The 21,978-nt window shown below is 43.0% G+C and carries 18 protein-coding genes; 7 read left to right on the forward strand and 11 right to left on the reverse strand.

Features of this window, described 5'->3' with window-relative positions; genetic code table 11:
• Positions 1-12 precede the first annotated feature (12 nt).
• The 3 genes from ABDD95_RS14420 (at position 13) to ABDD95_RS14430 (ending at position 1,414) form a co-directional block, all read left to right on the forward strand.
• On the forward strand, positions 13-528 hold the full coding sequence (locus tag ABDD95_RS14420) for an MOSC domain-containing protein (protein WP_345948041.1): 516 nt from the start codon (positions 13-15) through the stop codon (positions 526-528).
• 62 nt (positions 529-590) lie between these two features.
• Complete coding sequence (locus ABDD95_RS14425) at positions 591-998, forward strand: hypothetical protein (RefSeq protein ID WP_345948042.1); 408 nt, start codon at positions 591-593, stop codon at positions 996-998.
• A gap of 35 nt (positions 999-1,033) precedes the next feature.
• Positions 1,034-1,414, forward strand: coding sequence for a DUF4406 domain-containing protein (locus tag ABDD95_RS14430; protein WP_345948043.1), 381 nt, complete (start codon positions 1,034-1,036; stop codon positions 1,412-1,414).
• Between the two features lie 30 nt (positions 1,415-1,444).
• On the opposite strand, the gene ABDD95_RS14435 is transcribed toward ABDD95_RS14430, so the two are convergent.
• The 9 genes from ABDD95_RS14435 to ABDD95_RS14475 all read right to left on the reverse strand — a co-directional run bounded on the left by ABDD95_RS14435 (position 1,445) and on the right by ABDD95_RS14475 (position 14,473).
• Complete coding sequence (locus ABDD95_RS14435) at positions 1,445-2,224, reverse strand: DUF2231 domain-containing protein (protein WP_345948044.1); 780 nt, start codon at positions 2,222-2,224, stop codon at positions 1,445-1,447.
• 638 nt (positions 2,225-2,862) lie between these two features.
• A complete protein-coding gene (locus tag ABDD95_RS14440) occupies positions 2,863-3,315 on the reverse strand; it encodes a hypothetical protein (protein WP_345948045.1) in 453 nt (150 codons plus the stop codon).
• A gap of 13 nt (positions 3,316-3,328) precedes the next feature.
• A complete protein-coding gene (locus ABDD95_RS14445) occupies positions 3,329-4,756 on the reverse strand; it encodes a RagB/SusD family nutrient uptake outer membrane protein (protein WP_345948046.1) in 1,428 nt (475 codons plus the stop codon).
• A gap of 21 nt (positions 4,757-4,777) precedes the next feature.
• Positions 4,778-7,783, reverse strand: a complete 3,006-nt coding sequence (locus tag ABDD95_RS14450) for a TonB-dependent receptor (protein WP_345948047.1) — start codon at positions 7,781-7,783, stop codon at positions 4,778-4,780.
• 345 nt (positions 7,784-8,128) lie between these two features.
• Positions 8,129-8,992, reverse strand: a complete 864-nt coding sequence (locus ABDD95_RS14455) for an AraC family transcriptional regulator (RefSeq protein WP_345948048.1) — start codon at positions 8,990-8,992, stop codon at positions 8,129-8,131.
• A gap of 19 nt (positions 8,993-9,011) precedes the next feature.
• Positions 9,012-9,383 (reverse strand): VOC family protein, encoded by a 372-nt coding sequence (locus ABDD95_RS14460; RefSeq protein ID WP_345948049.1) that lies wholly within the window; start codon positions 9,381-9,383, stop codon positions 9,012-9,014.
• Between the two features lie 241 nt (positions 9,384-9,624).
• A complete protein-coding gene (locus tag ABDD95_RS14465) occupies positions 9,625-10,254 on the reverse strand; it encodes a response regulator transcription factor (RefSeq protein WP_345948050.1) in 630 nt (209 codons plus the stop codon).
• A gap of 4 nt (positions 10,255-10,258) precedes the next feature.
• Positions 10,259-13,243 (reverse strand): two-component regulator propeller domain-containing protein, encoded by a 2,985-nt coding sequence (locus ABDD95_RS14470; protein ID WP_345948051.1) that lies wholly within the window; start codon positions 13,241-13,243, stop codon positions 10,259-10,261.
• A 111-nt stretch (positions 13,244-13,354) separates the two neighbouring features.
• On the reverse strand, positions 13,355-14,473 hold the full coding sequence (locus tag ABDD95_RS14475) for an acyltransferase (protein ID WP_345948052.1): 1,119 nt from the start codon (positions 14,471-14,473) through the stop codon (positions 13,355-13,357).
• 212 nt (positions 14,474-14,685) lie between these two features.
• Between ABDD95_RS14475 and ABDD95_RS14480 the strand changes: the two genes are divergently transcribed.
• Positions 14,686-14,865, forward strand: coding sequence for a hypothetical protein (locus tag ABDD95_RS14480; protein ID WP_345948053.1), 180 nt, complete (start codon positions 14,686-14,688; stop codon positions 14,863-14,865).
• Between the two features lie 745 nt (positions 14,866-15,610).
• Here ABDD95_RS14480 and ABDD95_RS14485 read toward each other — a convergent pair.
• Positions 15,611-16,900, reverse strand: a complete 1,290-nt coding sequence (locus ABDD95_RS14485) for a carboxypeptidase-like regulatory domain-containing protein (protein ID WP_345948054.1) — start codon at positions 16,898-16,900, stop codon at positions 15,611-15,613.
• Positions 16,901-17,094: 194 nt separating this feature from the next.
• Between ABDD95_RS14485 and ABDD95_RS14490 the strand changes: the two genes are divergently transcribed.
• The 3 genes from ABDD95_RS14490 to ABDD95_RS14500 all read left to right on the forward strand — a co-directional run bounded on the left by ABDD95_RS14490 (position 17,095) and on the right by ABDD95_RS14500 (position 20,600).
• The gene (locus tag ABDD95_RS14490; RefSeq protein WP_345948055.1) at positions 17,095-18,312 is read left to right on the forward strand and encodes a histidine kinase; all 1,218 of its coding nucleotides are present in this window, start codon (positions 17,095-17,097) and stop codon (positions 18,310-18,312) included.
• A 3-nt stretch (positions 18,313-18,315) separates the two neighbouring features.
• On the forward strand, positions 18,316-18,939 hold the full coding sequence (locus ABDD95_RS14495; protein WP_345948056.1) for a response regulator transcription factor: 624 nt from the start codon (positions 18,316-18,318) through the stop codon (positions 18,937-18,939).
• A gap of 107 nt (positions 18,940-19,046) precedes the next feature.
• The gene (locus ABDD95_RS14500) at positions 19,047-20,600 is read left to right on the forward strand and encodes an IPT/TIG domain-containing protein (RefSeq protein WP_345948057.1); all 1,554 of its coding nucleotides are present in this window, start codon (positions 19,047-19,049) and stop codon (positions 20,598-20,600) included.
• A gap of 433 nt (positions 20,601-21,033) precedes the next feature.
• Here the strand turns inward: ABDD95_RS14500 and ABDD95_RS14505 are convergent, their stop codons facing one another.
• Positions 21,034-21,972 carry a DUF4886 domain-containing protein gene (locus ABDD95_RS14505; RefSeq protein ID WP_345948058.1) on the reverse strand — a complete coding sequence of 313 codons (939 nt, stop codon included), beginning with the start codon at positions 21,970-21,972 and terminating at the stop codon, positions 21,034-21,036.
• Between the last annotated feature and the right edge of the window lie 6 nt (positions 21,973-21,978).

Consider the following 21,978-nt stretch of genomic DNA (forward strand, 5'->3'; position numbering starts at 1 on the left):
AAATGGGTGTCTATGAAATTATCGGCTAATTCGCCATTGCAAATACTGATGAATACCATGCCACAACAAGGCATGGTAACCTGGATTGGCATAAGGCCCAAACGCAAAGCGCCTCTGCTATCACTCAATGAGGTGGACGCCATCACCTTGAAAGGTTTGGCCGGCGATCATTTTTCGGGCTCGCCTACCAGCAAGCGGCAGCTTACGCTCATACAACAGGAACACCTGGATTTGATTGCATCAGTAATGCAGAAACCAGATTTAACGCCCGGCGATTTACGCCGCAACATTGTGGTTAAAGGTATCAACCTGCATGCGCTTAAAGACCGTAAATTCTGGATAGGTTCGGTATTGCTGGAATACACCGGCGAATGCCATCCCTGTTCGCGCATGGAAGAGACATTAGGCCCGGGCGGTTACAATGCGGTGCGAGGCCATGGCGGCATTACGGCGCGCATTGTACAAGGCGGTGCAATTACCGTGGGCGATAAAGTACGTGTAGCTGAAAGTGAAGAAAAAAGTGAATAATTGTTCACTTGGATTGTAGCACACGGGCCTCGCCTGACGTATAGGTTGTAAACCATATCTTGATGAAAAGATTCAATATTATTACCGCCATTGTTGCACTAATCCTTTTAACTGCAGTAGCCTGCAAAAAAAGCCAAGTTAAGACACCTCAATTAGAGGGCAATTACAAAGGCACCTACCAGCGTGTTGGACCTGCTCTCGACAACAAAACTGCCAACGTTACGCTTACCCTAAATACCGGCAAGTGGACCGGCCAGAGCGATATAGCTAATTACCCTGCCCTATGCAACGGCACCTACACTTTCACCAAAAATAAAATCAATTTTGAAAACAACTGTGCATTCACAGCAAATTTTAACTGGACACTTATCCTGTCGGGCGAGTACGAGTTTAGCCAAACCGGCAATGAACTTAAAATTACTAAGAATTACGGTAACGAGAGTGATATTTATCGGTTAACCAAACAATAACAGCTTATTTTTCTCCTAACCTTTTCACAGTTTTCATGACAAATAACCAATCTTTAATGATATTGGTTGCGGGCCCTTACCGCTCCGGCACCAATGACGATCCTACCCTTATTGCCGCCAATGTGAGGGCAATGACAGATACAGCGCTTAAAATTTACCGGATGGGGCATTTGCCTGTGCTGGGCGAGTGGTTTACACTGCCGCTTATTGAAGCTGCCGGATCAAAACAAACCGGTGATGCTATTTTCAATGAGATATTTCATCCTGTAGCTGTACAGCTAATAGACCACTGCGATGCCATACTACGCATTGGCGGACCATCTGCCGGGGCTGATGAAATGGTTAGCACCGGACGAGCGAAAGGAAAATTAATTTATTTGGACCCGAAAGATATCACGCCCATTATAGCAACCTAAGAAATCAGTTCTTATGAGTGCCTGCTATTTCTATAAACTTAAATACACTTTGCCTTTGGTTTCAGTTACGGGATAAGTGGCTATCTTCTCGGTTGCAGGGCCGGCTTTTACAAGGCCGGTTTTGCAGTCAAACTGCGAACCATGCCACGGGCACTGTACCGTTCCGCAAATCATCATGCCTCCAGCCAGGGAGCCACCTTTGTGCGTGCAGCGATCATCAAAAGCCAGGTACTCACTTTCTGTTTTGGCCAGTACGATTCGCTTATTGCCCACATGCAGCAGTTTCATCTGGTCGGTTTCAAGTTCGTTGCTCGTTGCCACTTCAATGCTGCCGCTCGTTTGGTTAAAGTGAGCTTCTTTCCATTTACCGGCGTTGGCATAGCGCGGGTCTACCCCTATCTGGTTGCGGTAAACCAGCGTACCACCCAACCAGCCCGATACAAATAACATAATTACACCTAGGCCTTCTAAACCTAAAATAACAATGTTGCTTGCCTTATCTCTTAAAAAAAGGGCAATAATAAAAACCAACACCATGCCCACATTAACTAAGGCATGTTGCGTTGCCCGCTTCTTACCTGAGCTTTGTGGTGGCACAATAGTAAAATAATCCACAGCACCTGGCACGGCAGCCGCTAATGCTGTAACTATACCAGCTATTTCCAGGTACCCAGCCGTTCGCCAGTAACTTTCGTTGCGGTTTATTACATGTAGCAAATCAAAAACCAAAGTACCGATCAAAAAAGCAATAGGAAACGGAATAAGTATGGGATGTAGCGGGTGACCTTTAATACTGGCTTTACTTTTCATATATCAGAGCTTTTTAGTGTTGAACAAGCCCGGTAACCAGATGTTTGCATCGGCCTAAAGCAAAAGAGAGAGCCCTTGCTGATTAAGGGCTCTCTCTTTTGTGAAAGTGAAGGAATGGTTGAATATCTGTATCTATAATCGCTGTTTAGCTATGGGCGGGGCTAACCGGCCTGCATTTAGCTTTTACAAGCTTACATTTGTGATGTACTTTGTATACGGAATGGCTTTTATACGTTTTTTTAACTGTACTACCCTCCGATGCATACAATCCCCCAGCTACCGCTAAAATCATTAAAGCTCTCATAGTTCTCTTTTTTTAACTATAAGACCGCCTTTATTTTAAAACGTTACATTTTAATTGCAAAAACTTAAAATTAAACCCCAAACTAACTTTTTCAAAACTTCGGTAAATGGAAAAAGTCGCCTACCTCGCGTAAACGACTTTTAAATTTTTAATAAACTATTTCATTAACTGACCAAATATGAATGAAGAAAACTTTACTTACTTGGTTGATGTAAAGGTAACCGGCACCTGATTGCTGCAATGTGTGAAAATCACCTAAGTATTTAGTTTTTTCTCATAAAAAAAAGTCCTGGTTGCTTACAGCAACCAGGACTTTCGACAACAGCTTTAACTATTAAAAAGTAATAGTAAGCGTATACGTACGATAATTAACACTGGCCGGCAACTCGCTGTTTCCATCGAGTTTTAGCACTAGTTTCCGCTGGTTAGCAGCACTGTTGGTAGGTATGCTACCCGGAATGAGGTTAACACGTATCCATCCAAAGCTGCTGTTAGCCGGCAACGTTAGTTTACCGGTATTGGCAATAGTGTAGTGTGTACCGGCAACGGCTGTACTGCTTGCATCAACTGTGTAATTCAGTTCGGCAGCGGTGCTGCGCTGGGGGCCAACCAACTGTACCTTTACGCTATCATAACCGGGTGTAGCAACGGTACCTTGCGAGCGACTTTTAACAGCCGGAGAAAATTCCACTACCGACGGGCCTTCGTAGGTATCATACTCTTTTTTGCATGCCGTTATTACAAAAACGGCAAATGCTAAACATGCAAATATTATATTCTTTTTCATTGTAATCGTTTAATTAATAACCAGGGTTTCTAACCAAATTAGGGTTGATGTCTAACTCGCCGATTGGAATTGGAGGAAGAATTTTAAAATCGGTATAAAGCAGCGTACCATTATCTTTAACGATATTCATGCCCAGGCGTGTTAAATCAAACCAACGGTGGCCTTCATAAGCAAGCTCTACCCTTCTCTCTTTTAAAATTACATCAATTAAGGCAGTGCCTGTTGCAGCTGTTGCAGGCAAACCGGCTCTTGCACGTATTCTGTTGACGTCTGCACGGGCTAAGTCTTCGTTACCTGCACCGCCTAAGCGTGCGTAAGCTTCAGCACGGTTCAGATACATTTCAGATATACGGATGACACGAATATTGTCAACGCCGTATTGACCTCCCGAACCCGGATATTTTTGGATCCAAAAAACTGGCTCACCCGCTTTATTAACGGCTATCAATTCAGCATCCTTGCGTAAATCACCCGCTTCATAAGCAGCAAGCATACTGTTGCTTGGTACTACGTCGCCATAACCGCTCGAGCTGTTTGATGCATTATTAAGGCGCTGATAGATGTTCTGAATAGAGTTAGTACCGTTGCTTTCAGATACATCTATATTAATTTCGAACAACGACTCGGGACTGTACTTTTGGTTAAATATGCTTTGGTACCCGGCTACTGTAGCAGTAGAAACAAATGTTGCTACACCTGAATTTATAGCTGCTGTAGCATTGTCAATAGCTGCCTGATACTCTTGGTTGTACAAAGACACCCTTGATAATAAAGCCTGAGCGCCTCCCTTTGAAGCATAGATTTTAGCATTATTACCTGCGGGATTATCCAGCAAGGTAATAGCAGCAGCTAAATCGGCTTTTACCTGGTCATATACCTGAGCACTTGTGGCACGTGGCAAGCCCTCGATCTGGCTTACCGTGGATACGCCTTTCAACGAGATGGGCACACCTAAATTAAAGCTATTTACAATTTGCTTAGGGTTATAAGCATATTCATTAACCAGTGTAAAGTAAAGCAAGGCTCTTAAAAACAGCGCCTGCCCTTTAATGGAAGCTTTTTGAGCCGCCGTAGCATCAGCCACCTTATCAATATAATCGATAATCAGGTTTGCCTTATTGATGATTGGGTAAATAGTAGTATAATCATCAAAGTGCGCACGCGGCTGATTATTGGCCTCGTTAACGAAGCGATTAGAGTTTGAGGTAGCAATACGGCAGTTATCGGCCAGCACTTCGGATTGAACGATTATATCCCTACCAAAAAGGCCAGATTGAGTTAAGTTCGAATAGGCATTATTCAGCAGCCCGCGGATACCAGCCGCACTGTTTAAAGCAACATCAGATGAGATGGACTGACGCGGTTCCGTATCCAATATTTTTTTGCATGATGACAGACCTATGGCGCATCCTGCAAGCAGTATTATTATATTTTTTTTCATCTTTTCTTCCTAAATAAAATGTTATAAACCAACTTGTACGCCGAAAGTAACGGTACGATATTGCGGCACTGTACCCGAATAGCTGGCCGATGCAACCTCAGGATCGGTACCAGTAAATTTGGTTAAGGTTACCAGATTATAAGCCTGAGCATAAACTTGCACGTTCCTCACGAAAGTACGTGACAATAACTTAGCCGGCAGGTTGTAAGATAAGCTAAGCGTTTTTAAGCGTACATATGAACCATCTTCGATCATGTGCGTGTTTACCAAGCTGTAAACAGAGGTATAAGTTATACCACCTGCCTGATCGCCCGTTGGAACGCCGGTGTTGTAATAAGGACGGGGCGTATCGGTAATATCACCCGGCCTTTGCCACCTGCGTAATTCAGATACATCCTGGTTACGGTCAAGCGTGCTGCCCATGCGTCTTAAAAACTGTGCATCAACGTTGTTTACTTTGTTACCATACTGGTATTGTATAAATGCCGATAGTGATATGCCTTTGTAGGTAAAGGTGTTGGTAATACCACCGTAGCCTGTTGGCGACTGGCTGCCCACTTTTACACGGTCATCAGTTGTAGGGCTATAGGTAATGTTACCATTTTTATCATAATACATGGGATTGCCATCGGCAGGATTAACACCAGCATAACGGTAAGTATTAAAGGTTAGCAAGGGCTCCCCAACAAAGTAAGTATTGTTTAAACTTTGCAGGCCATCGTTTAGTTCAAGCAGTTTACTTTTCAGTATCGTAGCAGTAGCTGTTGTAGTCCACTGAAACTTGCCTGCAATATTAGTGGTATTCAATTCCAGCTCAAGTCCTTTGTTTTGCAGCTTACCCACGTTTGCTCTGTAGCTGCTAAAACCACCGTTAATAGGCAAGCTACGGTTAAGTAACAGTTGCGACGTTTTTTTAATAAACGCACCTATACCGCCGCTGATTCTTCCTTTAAATAACGTGAAATCAACGCCCAAATCGGTTGTTCTTGATTGCTCCCAGGTTAAATTATCATTACCCAAAACCGGTGATAAGCCGGGTCCGCCGGCATATGAACCTGTACTGGTAAATAATGAAAGCGCATCAAAATCACCAATGGCCGAGTTTCCTAAAATACCATAGCTGGCTCTTAATTTCAGATCATCGATCCAGTTAACTTTGTCCAGGAATGATTCTTTATTAATACGCCATCCGATTGATGCGGCAGGGAATGTACCATAACGTTTGTTAGCACCAAAACGTGATGAACCTTCATACCGTACGGTTGCCGAGGCAATGTATTTATCGTTGTAAGAATAATCGGCACGTGAGAAATAACCTATACGTTTGTAACCAGTGTAAAACGCTGCAACTGCAGAGGGGATTGCCGCAGAATTAAGGGTGCGTAACTGATAGGTTGGGAAACCGGTACCGGTAGCACTGTTACCCTCATTGTTTTCGGTTTTATAGGTTGCACCGGCTATTACACCTAATTTATGCCCGCCAAATAAATGGTTGTAGTTAAGCGTTTGGTCGGTATTAAAATCGGCAATAGCTGTGTTGTATACAGCAGCGCGACCATTTACACCCGCACCATCCGGCGTTCTTGGATCTTGAAACCTATCTTCGGCAATGTTTGTGTAATCCAATGAGTAAGATGAGCGGAAACGCAGGTCTTTCGTAATTTGGTAATTTAAGTTAAAGTTGCCTGTAAACTTTTTTGTTTTAGCCTGGTAAACGTCGTAGTCTGACGTTTGCAAAACGTTATTAGGATAAGCGCCCGGAATAGTGGTATTGTAAGTACCATCGGGATTATAGATGGGCACGTACGGTGGAATCAACATGGCCGAGCGGTTTGGACTCGCAAAGGCTGTACCCCCTGTGGTTCCGCTTTGGGTGTAACTAGCCAAATTAATGGTTGTACCGAACGATACTTTATCACTTATCTTCTGATCAAGATTTACACGGCCTGAACCGCGGGTGAAGTCCTGACCTATGGTTTGCCCAATTTGCTTGTTATATGAGCCGGAAACAAAGAACTTAGTGTTCTCGCTACCGCCACTGGCACTTAGATCATAGTTTTGAGAACCGCCTTTTCTAAATACCGCATCTTGCCAATCATAAGTTGGTGCGGTAGCAGGGTCGCCAAAGCCTGCCAATAAATTGCGAACCGCCAAAGGGGCTGCAGCTACGCTCCCGTAACGATTGGTAATAGCTTCACGCGAGAGCTGAATAAATTCCGGTGTGCTTAATACAGGCTGTTTTCTTATCACTTCAGAGTACCCACCATAAGCCCGTACATCTACTTGTGTTTTACCGGCTTTACCTCTTTTGGTGGTTACAATTACCACACCATTGGCAGCCTGTGCGCCATAAATAGCGGCGGCGGCGGCATCTTTCATGATATTGATAGATTCAATATCGTTAGGGTTGATACCGGCCAGGGCATTAGACGTTGGAAAGTTACGGCTTTGGTCGCCCGATACAACTTCAACACCATCTATGATATATAACGGTTGTGTACCAGCATTGATAGAGTTAATACCACGGATGTTTACAGACACGTTGGCACCAGGGATACCGCTGGCTGAGGTAACCTGCACACCAGCTGCACGGCCGTTCAACGCGTTATCAAAACTTTGTACCGGTACGTTAGCAATATCCTTGCCCGACACCACCGAGTTGGCACCTGTTAAATCGCGTTTGCGTTGCTGCAAACCGTAACCGGTTACTACTACTTCGGTAAGCGCTTTACTATCGGAGGTTAGCTTAACATTTAATACGCTTTGGCTGCCCACCGGCACTGTAGTAGTAGTAAAACCTACGTAAGTGAATATTAAGGCTGATGAACCTGCGGGCAGGTTAATAGTGTAATCGCCCTGGGCGTTGGTTTGCGTGCCACCGCTACCACCGGCAACTTTTATAGATACGCCAGGCAATGGCAGGCCGTCGTCACTTCCTGTCACCTTTCCGGTTACTGTCCTTTGTGCAAAGACAGCCGTTATTGACAGTGAATATAAAAATAAGAAAATGAGTAATTTTTTTTTCATGTGTTAATAGTTTAATTTTTAGCACTTTATAAAAAGCATTAAGGGGTATAATATGGAGTAGATATATACCGGTTAAGCCGGGTTACGGGGGGTTAATACAAATCATAGATCTTTTACAGTAATGAAATCTTTTATGTTGATTGTTATCAATTCATCAGTTCAACTGGAACTGATTTGTAATTTTATTAATTACCGCATGGCTGGGATATGCGATAATCACCATTTTGATTATTTCAGCACATTTTGACGGAAATATGGAAAGGGGCAGAAAAAGGGGTATAAACAGAATAGGCGACATACTAATATGTTGCCTATTCTATTCTCGTTTTGGTAAAGCTTAACCGGTTACGCTGTAAGTTTATACTGCAGCGGCGTGGTGTGATATTTACTCTTAAATAACCTAATGAAAGAGCTTGGGCACTCGAAGCCAACCAGGTGCACGATCTCGTTAATGGGCATGTTAGTGGTTTTAATAAGATGCCTGGCGCGTTGTAACCTTACTTTGGTAAGGTATTGGTGCGGCGACATATCAAACGCCTGTTTAAATGTGCGCAGGAAGTGGTTGACCGACAGGCAGGCATACTCGGCAATATCATCAAGCGATATACTTTGATCATAATTGCCCAGCATATATTCTTTAGCCAGGTTTAGCCTCCGCAAAATTTCAATTTTAGTGCTGTGATTCAAAAAGGTAAGGCGGGCTTCTTTGTCAAAGATTTCTTCCTGGTATACCTTGTAATAATTAATCAGGCAGTGGTACAAATACTCGTTGAGCAGGAACTCATCTTGCAGGCCGCGTTCGGTTTGCTCCTTTAAGTGGAGCAAATTATACCTCATGTCCCCTTTTAACGGATACAATGTCTCCTCGAAGTTGTAGAGTACAGGTTTATCGGCCGGGTTGGCCAGCAGCGCCTCTTCCGTTAAAGTTTGCGATCGAAGAAAATCGCTCAGGTAAGTACGGTCAAACGTGAGCGCGAAGGATTGAACCGGATCAATGGCATCTATTCTGCTGGTAAACTGCGTATCTTCATTCAGTATCAAAAATGTATCGGGATGTACGGCAAGCTGGCGCTTACCGATATGGTAGGTCTCTGAGCCTGAGAAAACGAAGCGGATACTCAGATTGTCAGCCATTTGCATTTGTTGCTTTTGGCAGGTAGTATCGCTTGCAATCTTGTTGTTGTTCTTAAGTACTTTTTGGTATTTCATATCTGAGGCCTCCTGTTAACTAATCCTCATAATTTCTTTGCTCAAACAACACATAAGCGTTGCCGCTCATATCAGTAAACTCAGCCGAAAGTCCATTGGGTGAATACTGCGGACCGCCATTGAATTGAATACCGGCAGCACTTAGTAAATGGTAATCCTGCAACAGGTCCTGTGTATTCAGCAGCATATTGCTTTTGTGGTTGCCTGTCAATGTAGGATCTTCAATTAGGCCAATAACAATGTTATCGCCTGTTTTAACCAGTTTGCATGGATTAGCGTTGTGGTACACCCCGTCGCCCAAAAGTTCAAACCCCAACTTCTCGGTGTAAAAGTTAATCTCGGTTTGCAAGCTGTTTACGAAAACAGGTATATAATTAATTTTTAGGCACATGGTAAACCCTTCTGCTCAATTGTGATACGTATATGAATGCACCGGCAACAAATTAAAGTGCAAGGCATTGTTAGGTGTATTTCAAAAGTAGGAGAATGGCATATCCAGGTAAATCACCCTGAAAGGGGGAAATTGCATATTTATGAAAGCTGAGATCGATAATGAGCAAAAGCCAACACATAGGTAAAACTTACTTACTTGTTGGCTTTTTAGTGTAAAAAGGGTGATATTAAGGGTGATTTCAGATCAGCCTGTTTTGCTTGGCAATTTTAATAGCGTCGGCTTTTGAGTTTACGTCGAGTTTATGATAAGTATTCCGGATATGGCTTTTTACGGTCTCCAGGTCTATAAAAAGCTCAGTGGCAATTTGACTGCGGCTCTTGCCCTCCCCTATCAATTGCAGTATTTGTGTTTCGCGCTTGGATAAAGGCGAATCCTGATTCTTTTGAAACGAGCGGATCACTAGTCGTGCTATGTTTACACTCATAGGACCTCCCCCTTCCATTACCTCCTTAACTGCCTCAACAATTTTACCAGCCGATGTATTTTTGGTTAAGTACCCCGAAGCGCCGTTAGATAGCGCTTCAAAAATAAGGTTCTCTGATTCGTATACGGTTAATATAAGGATATAGGCGTCAGGTAAAATTTTTTTGAGCTTGGGTAATGCTTCAATCCCATTTATTCCGGGCAGCTCAATATCCAGCAATACAACTTCAGCACCGGTGTCCTCCATCAATTTGCTTGCTTCCTCAACCGAGGCATAAGCTCCTACCACCCGATAACCAGGCGTATTGTTAATTAAAAACTCATAGCCATTTCTTATGGTCTCATCATCCTCAATTATTGCTATTTTAATTGTGCCTTGTTCCATAATTTCATTTAGCTACAAACTGCTTGTACTTGGGTATCACAAAAGTTAATTGTATACCAGTACCTTTATAAAGTGCCGACGTAATCTCCAGGTCACCGTTAATACGCTTTACCCTTTTGTTGATGTTGCCTAACCCACGCCCTTTATGCGCTTGCTGGGTATCAAACCCTTTCCCATCATCTTTAATAGTGAGTTTAATCCAATTATTCTCTTCAAGCGCTACATTCATAACCACATGGGCAGCGTGTGCATGCTTTAGTATATTGGTCAGTATCTCCTTGCATATCATGGTAAGATTACGGCAGTACTCCATGGGTAGCTTTATCTTGTCGAGTTTGCCATCCACGTTTTTAAATTCAAATCTGATATCGGTATCCTCAAAAAGTTCTCGGCCAAAATCTTTAACGTGCAGCAATATTTCATAAAGGTTATCACTCTTAGGATCCAGCGCCCAAAGTATGTCTTTGGTACCTTTGTAAAGCGCATCTACGTTTTGTTTAATTTGCTTAACCAGGTTTTGTTGCTCTTCCTCACCCTTCAACTTGGTGTCCAGTATATCTGATAGGACGCTGATGCGGGTCAACTTGTTACCAAGATCATCATGAAAATCTTCGGCGGTTTGCCGCCTGATGTTCATCTTCTCCTGCTCGCGGATAGTCTCAAGGGTTAGCTTACGCCTGGCTTTCTGGCTGGTGTAATAATATTGAATGGCCACACCGGCTAACACCAGCAACAACACACTAATAAATCTGAACGTAAGAGTTTGATAAAAAGGCGGCGATATGATAAAACTGTACTTCAGCGTTTCGGTGGCCAGCATCTTTTTAGTTACACCTGCTCTTATAAAAAAGGTGTAATTGCCCGGTGGCAGAGATGAATAATCCACCTCGGTACTACTAACCGGTTGGGAAAAACTACTATCCAATCCGGTAAGTTTGTACTGGTAGTAAACACTGGCCGGACTTTGCAAATATATGCCCAGATAAGAAATACGTATATGGTTCTGCGTATGGTCTAAGAGCAGCGTATTGGCAAGCCCCTGTTTTTTATCCGGTACATCGGCAGCATCCAGCATGGCTTTTTGTTGGTTCTGGAAAACCTTAATAGATTGTATAAGGAGATGCGGTTTGCCCTCAATCTTCTCTTTGCTGCTGCACCGATAGATACTGAGCCCCTTTGTATTGCCTATATATATACGCTCGTTATCATACAAAATGGCATTCTGGTTAGCTTCGGCAATTTTACCCTTGTCGGTAGTGGTTTCTAATACCTCGCAGGCCATTGTACGACGGTTAAAAGTTAAGCGGTTAACGCCCCTGCCGGTACCCACCCATATAAAGCCAAACTTATCGGCCGTTATACTGTAAATGATATCCGAATTCAGGCCATCAGCGGCCGTATATCTTCGGTATCGCCGCGTTTTCAAATCAAGTACGATAACGCCTCTGTCGCCTGTGCCTAATAACAGGTACCGGCCATAGCGCATCATACAGTAAATAGCCGACGAGTTGATAGCCGGCATGTTAAAACCAGGTTCATAACGCTTCTTAACAATAAGCTTAAGTCCTTCCAGTCCTCCAATTAATACCGAATCGTTACCTAAGGGTAATATGGAGGCCGAAAAGGAATGAATGTCTTTAACAGGCGTTATTACATCGTTTTTTATCCAGATAACCCCTCCTGGTGTTGTTGCCCAAAGCGTACCATCATCGCTTGATGCAATTGAGTTCACTGTTTTGTTTTGAGTACCGTTAACCAAGCTAAACGCCTTGCCATCATACTTCCATAAGCCGCCATGACTGGTACCTATCCAAACATTACCGGCTTTGTCGGTATGCATGCTTTGTACATACCGGCCCATGCTGTTAGGCGGCCCTACCCACAATTGGGTCAGTTCTTTACCATTGTATTTCAGCACTCCAAAACCGTCTGTTCCAATGAGTATATTACCATCGCGTTGCCTGGCAAAACCCATTACAATAATGTTTGATTGCCAACCGGGCACGTTGGTAAAAGTGAGATAACTGTCTCCCTCATATTTATAAAGGCCGCTGGCGCCAACCCCAAACCAAAGGTTGTTACTACGGTCAATGAAAATATCGGTTACCGATTGATCAGCAAAACCATTGCTGGCATTAAAGTGTGTAAGTTTACCCTTACCTACACGGTAAGCTCCCCAGCCGGTACCAATCCACAGGTTAAAGTCTTTATCCTGTTGCATGCAAATGAAAGTGGCTTTGTTTTTAAGCAGCTCGGGTTCGTAAGGCGTTAGCACACCATTCACTTGTTGATAAATAGCGTCTTCGGCCAATATAAAGAACACGGAAGGATTAGCCCGGTCAAATAACAGGCGTTTAAATACTTTATCGCTAACTGACTTTGGGAAAAGTGCTACCGGCAACCATTGGCTACGTGCATGTTTATATATTCCCTTGCCATACACCACGATATAAAGATCTCCGCTGGCATTGGTGGCTATACTGGTAATGGATTGCTTTAAGGAATTGGGCAAAGTGACCGGCGTAACGGTCTTGCCTTGGGTTTTGCATAACTGATTATCCATAAGCAACCAGGTTTGGCCTGCCCGGTCCTGAACAATACTGGTTACAGAGTGGTGCTTAATAGCCGACGGTAAAGCATAATTGAATACCTTGTTGTTAACCGAAACCGATAAGCCTGCGCTCGACCCTATCCATAAACGCCCCTTGGGATCGTTAAATACACTAAAAATAAAATTACTATTGAGGCTCTGCTCTTTAGTTAATGACATGAACTCCTTACCGTCGAAGCGACAGGCACCACCCAGAGTTCCCACCCATATGCGATGTTCCGGATCTTCGGTAATACGATTTACCTGCGATTGAATAAGCCCATCTTCAATGTCATAATGCGTAAAAATGTACTTCTGCGCGTAGCCTTTATCCGTTAGCAGCATGAGCAACATTCCGGCTATTACTTTACGAACAAGTACGAATGTGTGTTTAGACAATGCGTTAATAAAATAGGTTGAAAATTACACAAACATAATAACAGCGTGTGCAGTAAAAGGAAAAATCACCCTTATGGGGTGATTTTTCCGTCGGTATTGAACTGGAATAATTTACGCTATTGTCTTTTTGTGTAACCAGCGCCTTACGGGTTCGTCATAAAATTTGAGGCAAACATAAGCCAATACCAACGCCGAAACAAAAGTAGCAAGCGCCCAAGGCCATGCTTCCTGAAAAGTTGCGCCATGCCTGCGGCTTACCCAGGCCGTATACAGGTAAATAAGCGGGTAATGCGTAATATATAAGGGGTAAGAAATATCGCCTAACCATTTACAAAGCTTTGATGAAAGCCGGCCAGTTACTTCTCCGCTGGCACCGAGGTATACAATAATCGGGAATGCCAATATAATGCTCAATGAATCGTACAAACCGTTTGCCCATAGGTGATCTGCGCCGCCTATGCGAGGCATAGCCAAAACAACTAAAAGCAAAATACTGCACCATATAAAAGCATTCTTAACTTTTGTGATGTTTGCAGTGCGCGAAAGTAACAAGCCGCCAAAAAAAGGAAACATTAGCCGGGTAAAACCTATACGCAATCCATCGGCGTTTAATGCCCATCCACCTATCACATCGCCAGACTTACTGGTTACGGTGTAGTGAATGAGGGCAGCACCAGCAACGGCCACTAATATACTCAGGGTAGTTTTAGAGAACTTTCTCACAAACAGCGCATACAATATATTGGCAATATACTCAAAGAAAAGTGACCATCCGGGCCCATCTAACGGATGCATTTCCTGCCAGCCCCTAATATCGGCCGATAGTGGCAGTGGTATTAAGGTGAAGCCCACCAGCATAATTAGCAGCATTTTCCAAAGTGGCACTGCGTGTATACCAGGCCAAAGCGCACAATCCTGGTAGTAAAATAATGTTGCACCAATAAGCATACCCATTACCACCATAGGCTGAAGCCTTACCAACCTACGTTTAAAGAAGCCACCTACGGTTAACTTATGCCAGCGGTCGTCATAAGCGTAGCCAACAACATATCCCGAAAGCAAAAAGAAAAAATCAACTGCCAGGTAACCATGATTAATAATCTGATCCAGATGACTTGTTGAATGGGTTTCGAAGATGTGGAAGGCAACAACGGTAATGGCAGCCACACCCCGCAAGCCGTCCAATATAGGGTAATGCGGTTTAGCGGTTAGTTGGTGGTTTAATTGCATAATAGTATTGAACGTTTGGCTGCTACGGTAGCAAGTGGCTAAACTGGATGTTAATAATCCGGCCAATATAGCAATTGCTTTTGATGCGTACAGAAACCAGTACTTAAGCCAGCTCAGTAGCCAAGGTAAAACCTTTTAGCAATAATTTATTTTATCATCAAAATGTAATCTTAATATAATTAACTATATTAGATCCCTTTAATGGTCAAATCATGAAAACCTTTATTGTCACTGCTGCCCTGGCTATTGTTTTTTTAGAAGGCCCGTTGCCGCCTAAAAAAACAGGACAACCATGCACCTCTTATAAAGCCGGTAAAGAATGTAAGACTACCTTCAACACCACAAACTATATTCTTAAAATTATAGGCCTTGGTGCCTTAATAGGCGAGTAAATCACCGATTGGTAAGGATATACATGTTGCATTTGCTTGTCCAAATAGGCATACTTGCTTCATTTGTGACATCCGGTTACATGCAGACCAATTAGGATTGAAAAAATACGGTTGTGAGACAACAATAAGGTGTAAATAGCGATAAAGAACTTTAACTAAGCTGCCATCGCATTTCCATGTTGGTTGTAAACAACAACAAAAATGCCCATTCAAAAAAAATGAACGGGCAGTATCAGCCATAATAATTTGAGTTCTATTATAAAGCGGTTTTAGCTTTTGATATATACTTAAACTTAAGAACGCTTTTTATTCTTTGATATTGCGTGAAAATGCAATTAACTATTAAGGTTAAAAGATATTAGGCATTCGCACTTTTAGTAATAGTGATAATAGTTGCCAAAACCGAGCGCTTAATTTTCTCGTAGTTAATTTAATATTTGCCGATTTAACGATTAAGTAAGATGACTAAAGATAAAATAGCTGATATCATATCTCGTCAGGAAGCACTAAGATTGAAGTATGTAGTTTTTTTCAAAACGGGAGTTATCTCGCCCCAGGTATTCAAAACACTTACCACCCTTTCACACAAGATAACCGAACAGGCAAAATCTTTTAAACAGTTGATTTAATGAACCCGCTAGCCTAATGCCTTAGGGTTAAGTGTGATCGAAACATAAACATCATGCACAATTCGACTTTCCTTATTATAAACAAGCTTTCTCACTAGAAACTTAATGTCTCTAGGCTAGTAGGTCAAATTAAACACACCATCTGTTATGACCACGTTGCCGGTTAAGTTGCCGATTGGTAACAAAGTTGCTGTAAAAGTGCCGGATATAATCTTTAAAACCGGATCGATAGAGGTGACTGTAACTGTTCCGCTACCGCCATTATTGGAGCTCCAGTGCTTGTAGCCAAGTGTTCCTGTTGAATATGTAATGTTGGAGGCCGGTGTGTTTTGGATCGTATAACTTCCTACTCCGGTTATGTTATCCAAATTGATCCTTAAACTTGTCATAGCGTTATCAAAACCTCCAGAATTACTTGCCCCCATAGTCAGCGTTGGGGCATTATAGTTGCAGCTTACAACGGTAACTCCGCTAAACCTAACGCCATTAACCAAACAGTTTAAAGTATGGAGATATAATGGAATCTTAATCTCTCCCAAGTCAGATTTCTGGCCGGGAGCGATGCTTACGGTTAATTTATTGGGAGATCGGCGGTTCCTATCGATGATATTAAACCCTACCGTATAAGTGCCCGGAAGCAGTGCAGGTGATACAAATTTTCCGGTGGATATATCCGGATCGATATAAACCAGGTCACGGGTTTGTTCATTGGTTAAATTAACCTTGGCTGTACCAGCAGGAACGATAGTACCGCTCATAATTCCTGTCACGTTGGGCGTTTCAAGGATGACTTTGTTCAGGTATGTATCTTGATTTCCGAGTACAGTCCGGTCAAGATCTGCCGGTGCAATAGACGGCGCAGCAGCGGTAAAGTGTATAATATACGGACCAGGAACTACACTGTTAAATTTATATGCCCCGGTAGTTGCATCGGGTGTTACGTCATAGCTAAACTTACCGGTTGTGTTGGTAGCTGTTATCTTAACTACTGCTCCTACAGGTGCAATAAAACCGGTAATGCTCCCTACAGCTGCACTGAAAGTCATTGTGCCTACATCAGTAACCTGGCCGGCAGTAACGGTTAACGTTTGACTGCCCAGTAAAGCATACCCAGCTGAGGCGAACGGCAATAAGGTGTAGGTTCCTGCAGGAAGGTCAGCAAACCTAAAAACGCCACTTGCATCAGGTTGCACTTTCCTATAAAATTTTGACCCATCAGACACTGACACTTCGGTAGCTGCTCCTGCAGGGCTAACGACGCCAGTGACACTCCCAGTTGCAGGCGCATTTCCGGTTGCAGGGCTTGTAACGCCCGATGTGCCGGCTGTAGCAATTGGCGAATCATTTTTTTTACAGGAATAAAAGCAAGCGATGAAAACAAGCAGCAGGGGTAATAAGCTTTTCATGACAAAGGGGTTTGACATCTGTTGAGGTTACGGCTGATGAAAGTTCAGTCCGTGTCAATACTTCTACAAAGCTATAACTCTCAATCTGGGCATCAATCCCGCAAATTGGGGGATTTAGCACGAATAACTGTATTAAGGTTTAAAAAGACGTACTTTAGTGGGCCATGCTATTCGAACGTATTGTCACGTTTTTTATGCCCCAGGGAATGCGGTACAACGCAAGCCATCCCAACCATCATGAGTTTAGAATTGTGGTCAGCACGTGCCTGATTGGCTTGCCTTTAATGTTGTTGTTCCCGCTGCCTTTATATTCAATGGGCAAACCGGTAATCGGCTATCTGATCAATGACCTATTGGTGATCATAACGCTGTTTTGTATAAGGTTTTTAGGCCATTACCGTATTCCGATGACGATTACTGCCTTGGTTACCTATTTCATCATTTACGACTGGATTAAAAATTCCGGACTGATTTATTCTTCTAATGTAAGTATTCTGCACATGTACCTGCTTTGCGCCATTTGGGCCGATAAGCGTTATGGCTGGTGGGCTATATTTTCTAACCTTATCCTGTTTGTTTTTATTTATAACCAGACACTGCATGCCGGCTTAGACGTACAAATGCAAAGAACGTTGGGCGGACCATTCTATGCTTTGGTGATGAACTGTTTGATTACGCTCTTTTTTGGCGGATTCCTCGCGTATTTGCAGTTTGACCAGGAACGTGACCGACTTAAAATTGAAAACTTGAAGGAACAAAAAATCACTATGCTTGATGAAGCGGTGAAAAAAAGAACAGAACAATTGAATAATATGCGCGAAACTATTGCTACAGATTTTCATGATGAGACAGGCAATATGTTATCGGCTATAACCCGGCAGGCATCCTTGTTAAAGCAGAAATTTGGCGAACAGCACGACGTAGGTCCGATTGTAGAAAGTATTATTAAAAACAGCAATGGTTTATACGCCAGCAGTAAAGACTTTTTATGGCATCTTAACCACGACAGCGACAATCCGCAGGAATTGTTTGACTACATGACCGCTTATGGACAATTTTATTACAACCAGTTTGATATTGCTTTTTCATCATCAAACGATGAATGTCCGCTTGTTCAGCTTGCGCCATCAGCAGCGTTAAATATTATATATATCTTCAAAGAGGCGATGACCAATGTAGTAAAACATGCAGAAGCGCGTGAAGTACTATTTGAGATGCGTTGCTGTTCAGGTCAGCTTACTTACAGTATACAGGACGATGGCAACTGGAAATCTGCTGATATTAATGAACAACATTATGGATTAGCTAATATGGAGCGGCGCTGCCAAAAGAATGGATTTGAGTTTTCATTGTCAAATCAGCCAGCCGGAACCCGAATAGAGATCATCGTGCCAACAAGTACAGCTGTTTAACGCATGAAGAAGAAGATTGCCATTATTGAAGATAACGTTGTGATCAGGAACGGTTTTGCTGCCGTTATTGACAGTGCTGCCGACTACCAGATATGCGGCCAATATGCTTCCTGCGAAGAGGCATTGAAAAAGCTGGCGACCGATACCCCCGACTTGGTGCTGATGGATATTGACCTGCCCGGCATGAACGGTATTGATGGCACCATGCAAATCAAAAAACGGCAACCTGAGTGCATTGTTCTCATTATTACCGTACTGGAAGACAGTGACAAGGTATTTCGTTCGTTATGTGCAGGCGCAGGGGGCTACATTGTTAAAAACTCAGATACGGATGGAATTGTCCGAAATCTCAATGAGGCTTTTTCGGGAGGTGCACCTATGAGCCTCAATATTGCAAAAATGGTGGTGCAATCCTTTAACCGGCCGCAAAATTCGCCTCTCTCTGAACGGGAAACGGATGTGCTCAGGGGCATTGCCGCAGGTAAAAGCTATACAAAAATAGCGCTTGACCTGTTCATCAGTAAAGAAACCGTTCGCAGTCACATTAAAAATATCTACCAAAAATTGGCAGTTAACAGCAAGGCCGAGGCCTTAAAAGTTGCCGGTAGCAACAAGTGGATTGGGTAGCTCTCCAAACGTTTCCCTTTAAATATCCCCCATTTTGCAGGATTGTACAGGCGTTTGTTGCGCCTTAACTTTGAATGGTACCTGTTTACCAAATCATCGTTATCACATTGAAAAAACTTTTACTCTTTAGTTTCCTTGTAGCAGTTATTGTTGCCGCTTGCAAGAAAGACAAAATTTCCACTCCCCGATCTGAAATCATTCCACAAAGCAATAATACTCCAACACCTGGAAATCCTAATACACCGGCTTTAGCCATAACGGTTACAGGTGTAAGCCCATTAGCTATCAGCGCCGGAATGTCTGTGGATATCTTAGGTAGCAATTTTGGCTCCTCACTAAGTGAAGTATCTGTATCATTAAATGGCGTACCCGCAACAGTTAAGTCGGTTACTAATACAAAAATTACTGTTATTGCGCCGGTTACAAACAGTGGAAAGGTCACAGTAACCATAGGCAGCCAATGGGCAGAAGGGGGTGATTTTTATTATGATAAAGCCAAGGATTTGCCTACATCTGCTTATACTTCGGGCGATGTGATACTGAATACACAAGCGCAGGTAGATGCTTTTGTGACATTGAATAAAGACAATCCGGCACTTACCATCACCGGCAATCTTAGCATAACAGGGTTTGAAATTACTTCTATTGCCGGATTGGATAATATACTGATTGCTGTTACCAAAGATATAAGTATTAACACGTTAATACTGCGTGATATCAACCTAAGGAAATTGACGTCTGCAGGCTCTATAACTTTAGGTCCAAATTCTATATTTGCGGGTGTAGACCTTGCTCCTAATGGACCTCATTCAGCAGCAACCAGCATCGATCTAAGCAGTTTGACTAAAGCAACTAATCTTTCTATTGTTTCTTGCCCGCAACTTACAAAACTTACGTTAGGTAAACTGAGCAGTTTGAATACGCTATATATATTTGCCTGCCCGCTGCTTACTGAAGCAGATTTCACATCGCTCACCTCGGCGGCAAGCATGCGCCTGTACGAGGTTGGGCTCCATTCATTAGCCATAGACAGGGTAGCCAGTGCATCTGACATCACCTTGAGCATCATGCCTAATTTGCGTTCCATCAGTTTTAGGGCACTACAGCAGAGTACGATCCTTAGAATTAGCGATTGCCCGCAGATTAATCACATTGATTTTAGCACGTTAACAAAAATAACCAACTCACTAAACCTGGTTAAACTGCCTGTTAATGACATGAGTGCATTTGCGAAGCTGCAAAGTGTCAGCGAGCTTATAGTTTCTAACTGTGCTAACTTAAAAAGTTTCAAAGGTTTAGAAAACCTCACTTCGCTATCGCTCAACGCAATCAGCACCAATGGTATATTGCCGGCCAAACCCGTAGGTTTAACAATAACCGGCAATCCGGTTCTAACATCATTGTCGGGCCTGGATAATTTGAATGTAACCTGGGCAAGCATAACCAACAACCCCTCCCTTTCAGATCTTTGTCCGTTTAAAAAGCAATTAATTCTGCTAAATGCCTTACCGCTTTACTCATATAAAAGATACATACCCAGCCAAATTGATACGAAACCATCGCGCACTGTGATTGAAACCAGCATTGCGCTTACACTTACAGGTAATGGCCAGTATGCTACACAAACGTCGGCCATAGCTGCGTTGGCAACGTGTCCATAGCGTTGATAACATTCACCGCTGTTAATAATGGAAAGTAATTTTCAACAACAGTTTTTCATCAGTTGATGTCCGGATTATAACGGCTACCCGGTAAATCACGCTGTTGCAACCGAGTGAACAAGCCACTGTATGAAAACATTTTTTCAGGTTAATACGCCCCTGGTCGCCCACTTACATTAGCCCATCACCAGGTTCCAAAGCTATTAAGTACCCTCTCATCCTACTAAGTAATGTATTCACTTTACAGTAGCGCTGAAGACATTAAAACTGCTTTACATGCAGTACCCGGTTCTACAAACATAAGCACGGCTAGCATCAAAACACGATAGTGAACTTTCCCAAAGGCGCCAAAGATGCAGTTACAAGGACAACTTCTTGCACTAGTTGCCCCGCAATTCAGATTTAGCGTGTTGAATCTGAGCTTGCTATTAACTTAAAATCCTGAAACTTTGAATGCGGAAGTAGCAGCTTTCTTGAGCTGAGTTGCAAACTCGTCACTAACTTCTGCTGGCTTATATTTTACCTTTTTCAATCTACCACCGAAAAGGTAGTGATACCAAACCAATGATCCCAGGTAGCAGCCGGCAACATTGGCGTGATTTGGATCAAACTTTAGAGTTTTATCAGGTAACCAATAATAGCCCATATTTAAGGAGTATGGTTGAGGTGGGACTGCTGGATATACCACCGCTTTTACTACAGCTTCGCTAACTGGTTGATATGCCCAGCTACGGTTGTTCCGCATAATCCAGAATGCCTCGCCTGTGGGAATTATACCTGTGTGCAGCTTGCCGGCAAATGTTAAGTAATTAGCTTTTAGTTTTTCGTGCATCTGTTCATCATTTGCAGCTTCTTCCTTTTCCGTAATTAGGCCCCATTGTTTGGCATCTCTCCTGTAAGCCCAGGTTTCGTGAAGTACAATCCTTGCTTTTGGCTGCTGCTTTTTGATGAACTCATAAAGGTTACTGATATAAGGCTCGTAGGTTGCTACTGAAGACGACAAACGCGAATATTGCTGAATGGTAACAATGTCCCACTTATCAGCCGCAAGCAATTCCTTCATTGATTTGCCTTTGTACATCTTCCCTTTTACATCATCAGCATTAGCTTCTGCAGCGACAACGCCATCCCAATGTTGTTTCAATGAACAACCGCCCAGTTCGGCGCGGCCAAATTTTATGATGTGGCCACCTTCTTTTGCAAGCTGCGGCAGGTAGGTAGTAGCATTTCCCGAAAAGCTGTTGCCAATTATAAAGATCTTCAGCGTATCATGCTTTGAAACCGAGAAACGGCCTTGAACGGCAAACCCGTTTGACGAAAATGTCAGTAATAAGCAAATTAGCAGAATATAACGTATAGGTGTAAACTTCATCTTAGT

The organism is Mucilaginibacter sp. PAMB04274 (genome assembly GCF_039634385.2).
Lineage (GTDB): Bacteria > Bacteroidota > Bacteroidia > Sphingobacteriales > Sphingobacteriaceae > Mucilaginibacter.

Excerpts from the sequence above, each read along its gene's own strand:
- ABDD95_RS14420 (WP_345948041.1), top strand. The coding sequence starts at position 13 with ATGAAATTATCGGCTAATTCGCCATTGCAAATACTGATGAATACCATG.
- ABDD95_RS14425 (WP_345948042.1), top strand. The coding sequence starts at position 591 with ATGAAAAGATTCAATATTATTACCGCCATTGTTGCACTAATCCTTTTA.
- ABDD95_RS14430 (WP_345948043.1), top strand. The coding sequence starts at position 1,034 with ATGACAAATAACCAATCTTTAATGATATTGGTTGCGGGCCCTTACCGC.
- ABDD95_RS14435 (WP_345948044.1), bottom strand. The coding sequence starts at position 2,224 with ATGAAAAGTAAAGCCAGTATTAAAGGTCACCCGCTACATCCCATACTT.
- ABDD95_RS14440 (WP_345948045.1), bottom strand. The coding sequence starts at position 3,315 with ATGAAAAAGAATATAATATTTGCATGTTTAGCATTTGCCGTTTTTGTA.
- ABDD95_RS14445 (WP_345948046.1), bottom strand. The coding sequence starts at position 4,756 with ATGAAAAAAAATATAATAATACTGCTTGCAGGATGCGCCATAGGTCTG.
- ABDD95_RS14450 (WP_345948047.1), bottom strand. The coding sequence starts at position 7,783 with ATGAAAAAAAAATTACTCATTTTCTTATTTTTATATTCACTGTCAATA.
- ABDD95_RS14455 (WP_345948048.1), bottom strand. The coding sequence starts at position 8,992 with ATGAAATACCAAAAAGTACTTAAGAACAACAACAAGATTGCAAGCGAT.
- ABDD95_RS14460 (WP_345948049.1), bottom strand. The coding sequence starts at position 9,383 with ATGTGCCTAAAAATTAATTATATACCTGTTTTCGTAAACAGCTTGCAA.
- ABDD95_RS14465 (WP_345948050.1), bottom strand. The coding sequence starts at position 10,254 with ATGGAACAAGGCACAATTAAAATAGCAATAATTGAGGATGATGAGACC.
- ABDD95_RS14475 (WP_345948052.1), bottom strand. The coding sequence starts at position 14,473 with ATGCAATTAAACCACCAACTAACCGCTAAACCGCATTACCCTATATTG.
- ABDD95_RS14480 (WP_345948053.1), top strand. The coding sequence starts at position 14,686 with ATGAAAACCTTTATTGTCACTGCTGCCCTGGCTATTGTTTTTTTAGAA.
- ABDD95_RS14485 (WP_345948054.1), bottom strand. The coding sequence starts at position 16,900 with ATGAAAAGCTTATTACCCCTGCTGCTTGTTTTCATCGCTTGCTTTTAT.
- ABDD95_RS14490 (WP_345948055.1), top strand. The coding sequence starts at position 17,095 with ATGCCCCAGGGAATGCGGTACAACGCAAGCCATCCCAACCATCATGAG.
- ABDD95_RS14495 (WP_345948056.1), top strand. The coding sequence starts at position 18,316 with ATGAAGAAGAAGATTGCCATTATTGAAGATAACGTTGTGATCAGGAAC.
- ABDD95_RS14505 (WP_345948058.1), bottom strand. The coding sequence starts at position 21,972 with ATGAAGTTTACACCTATACGTTATATTCTGCTAATTTGCTTATTACTG.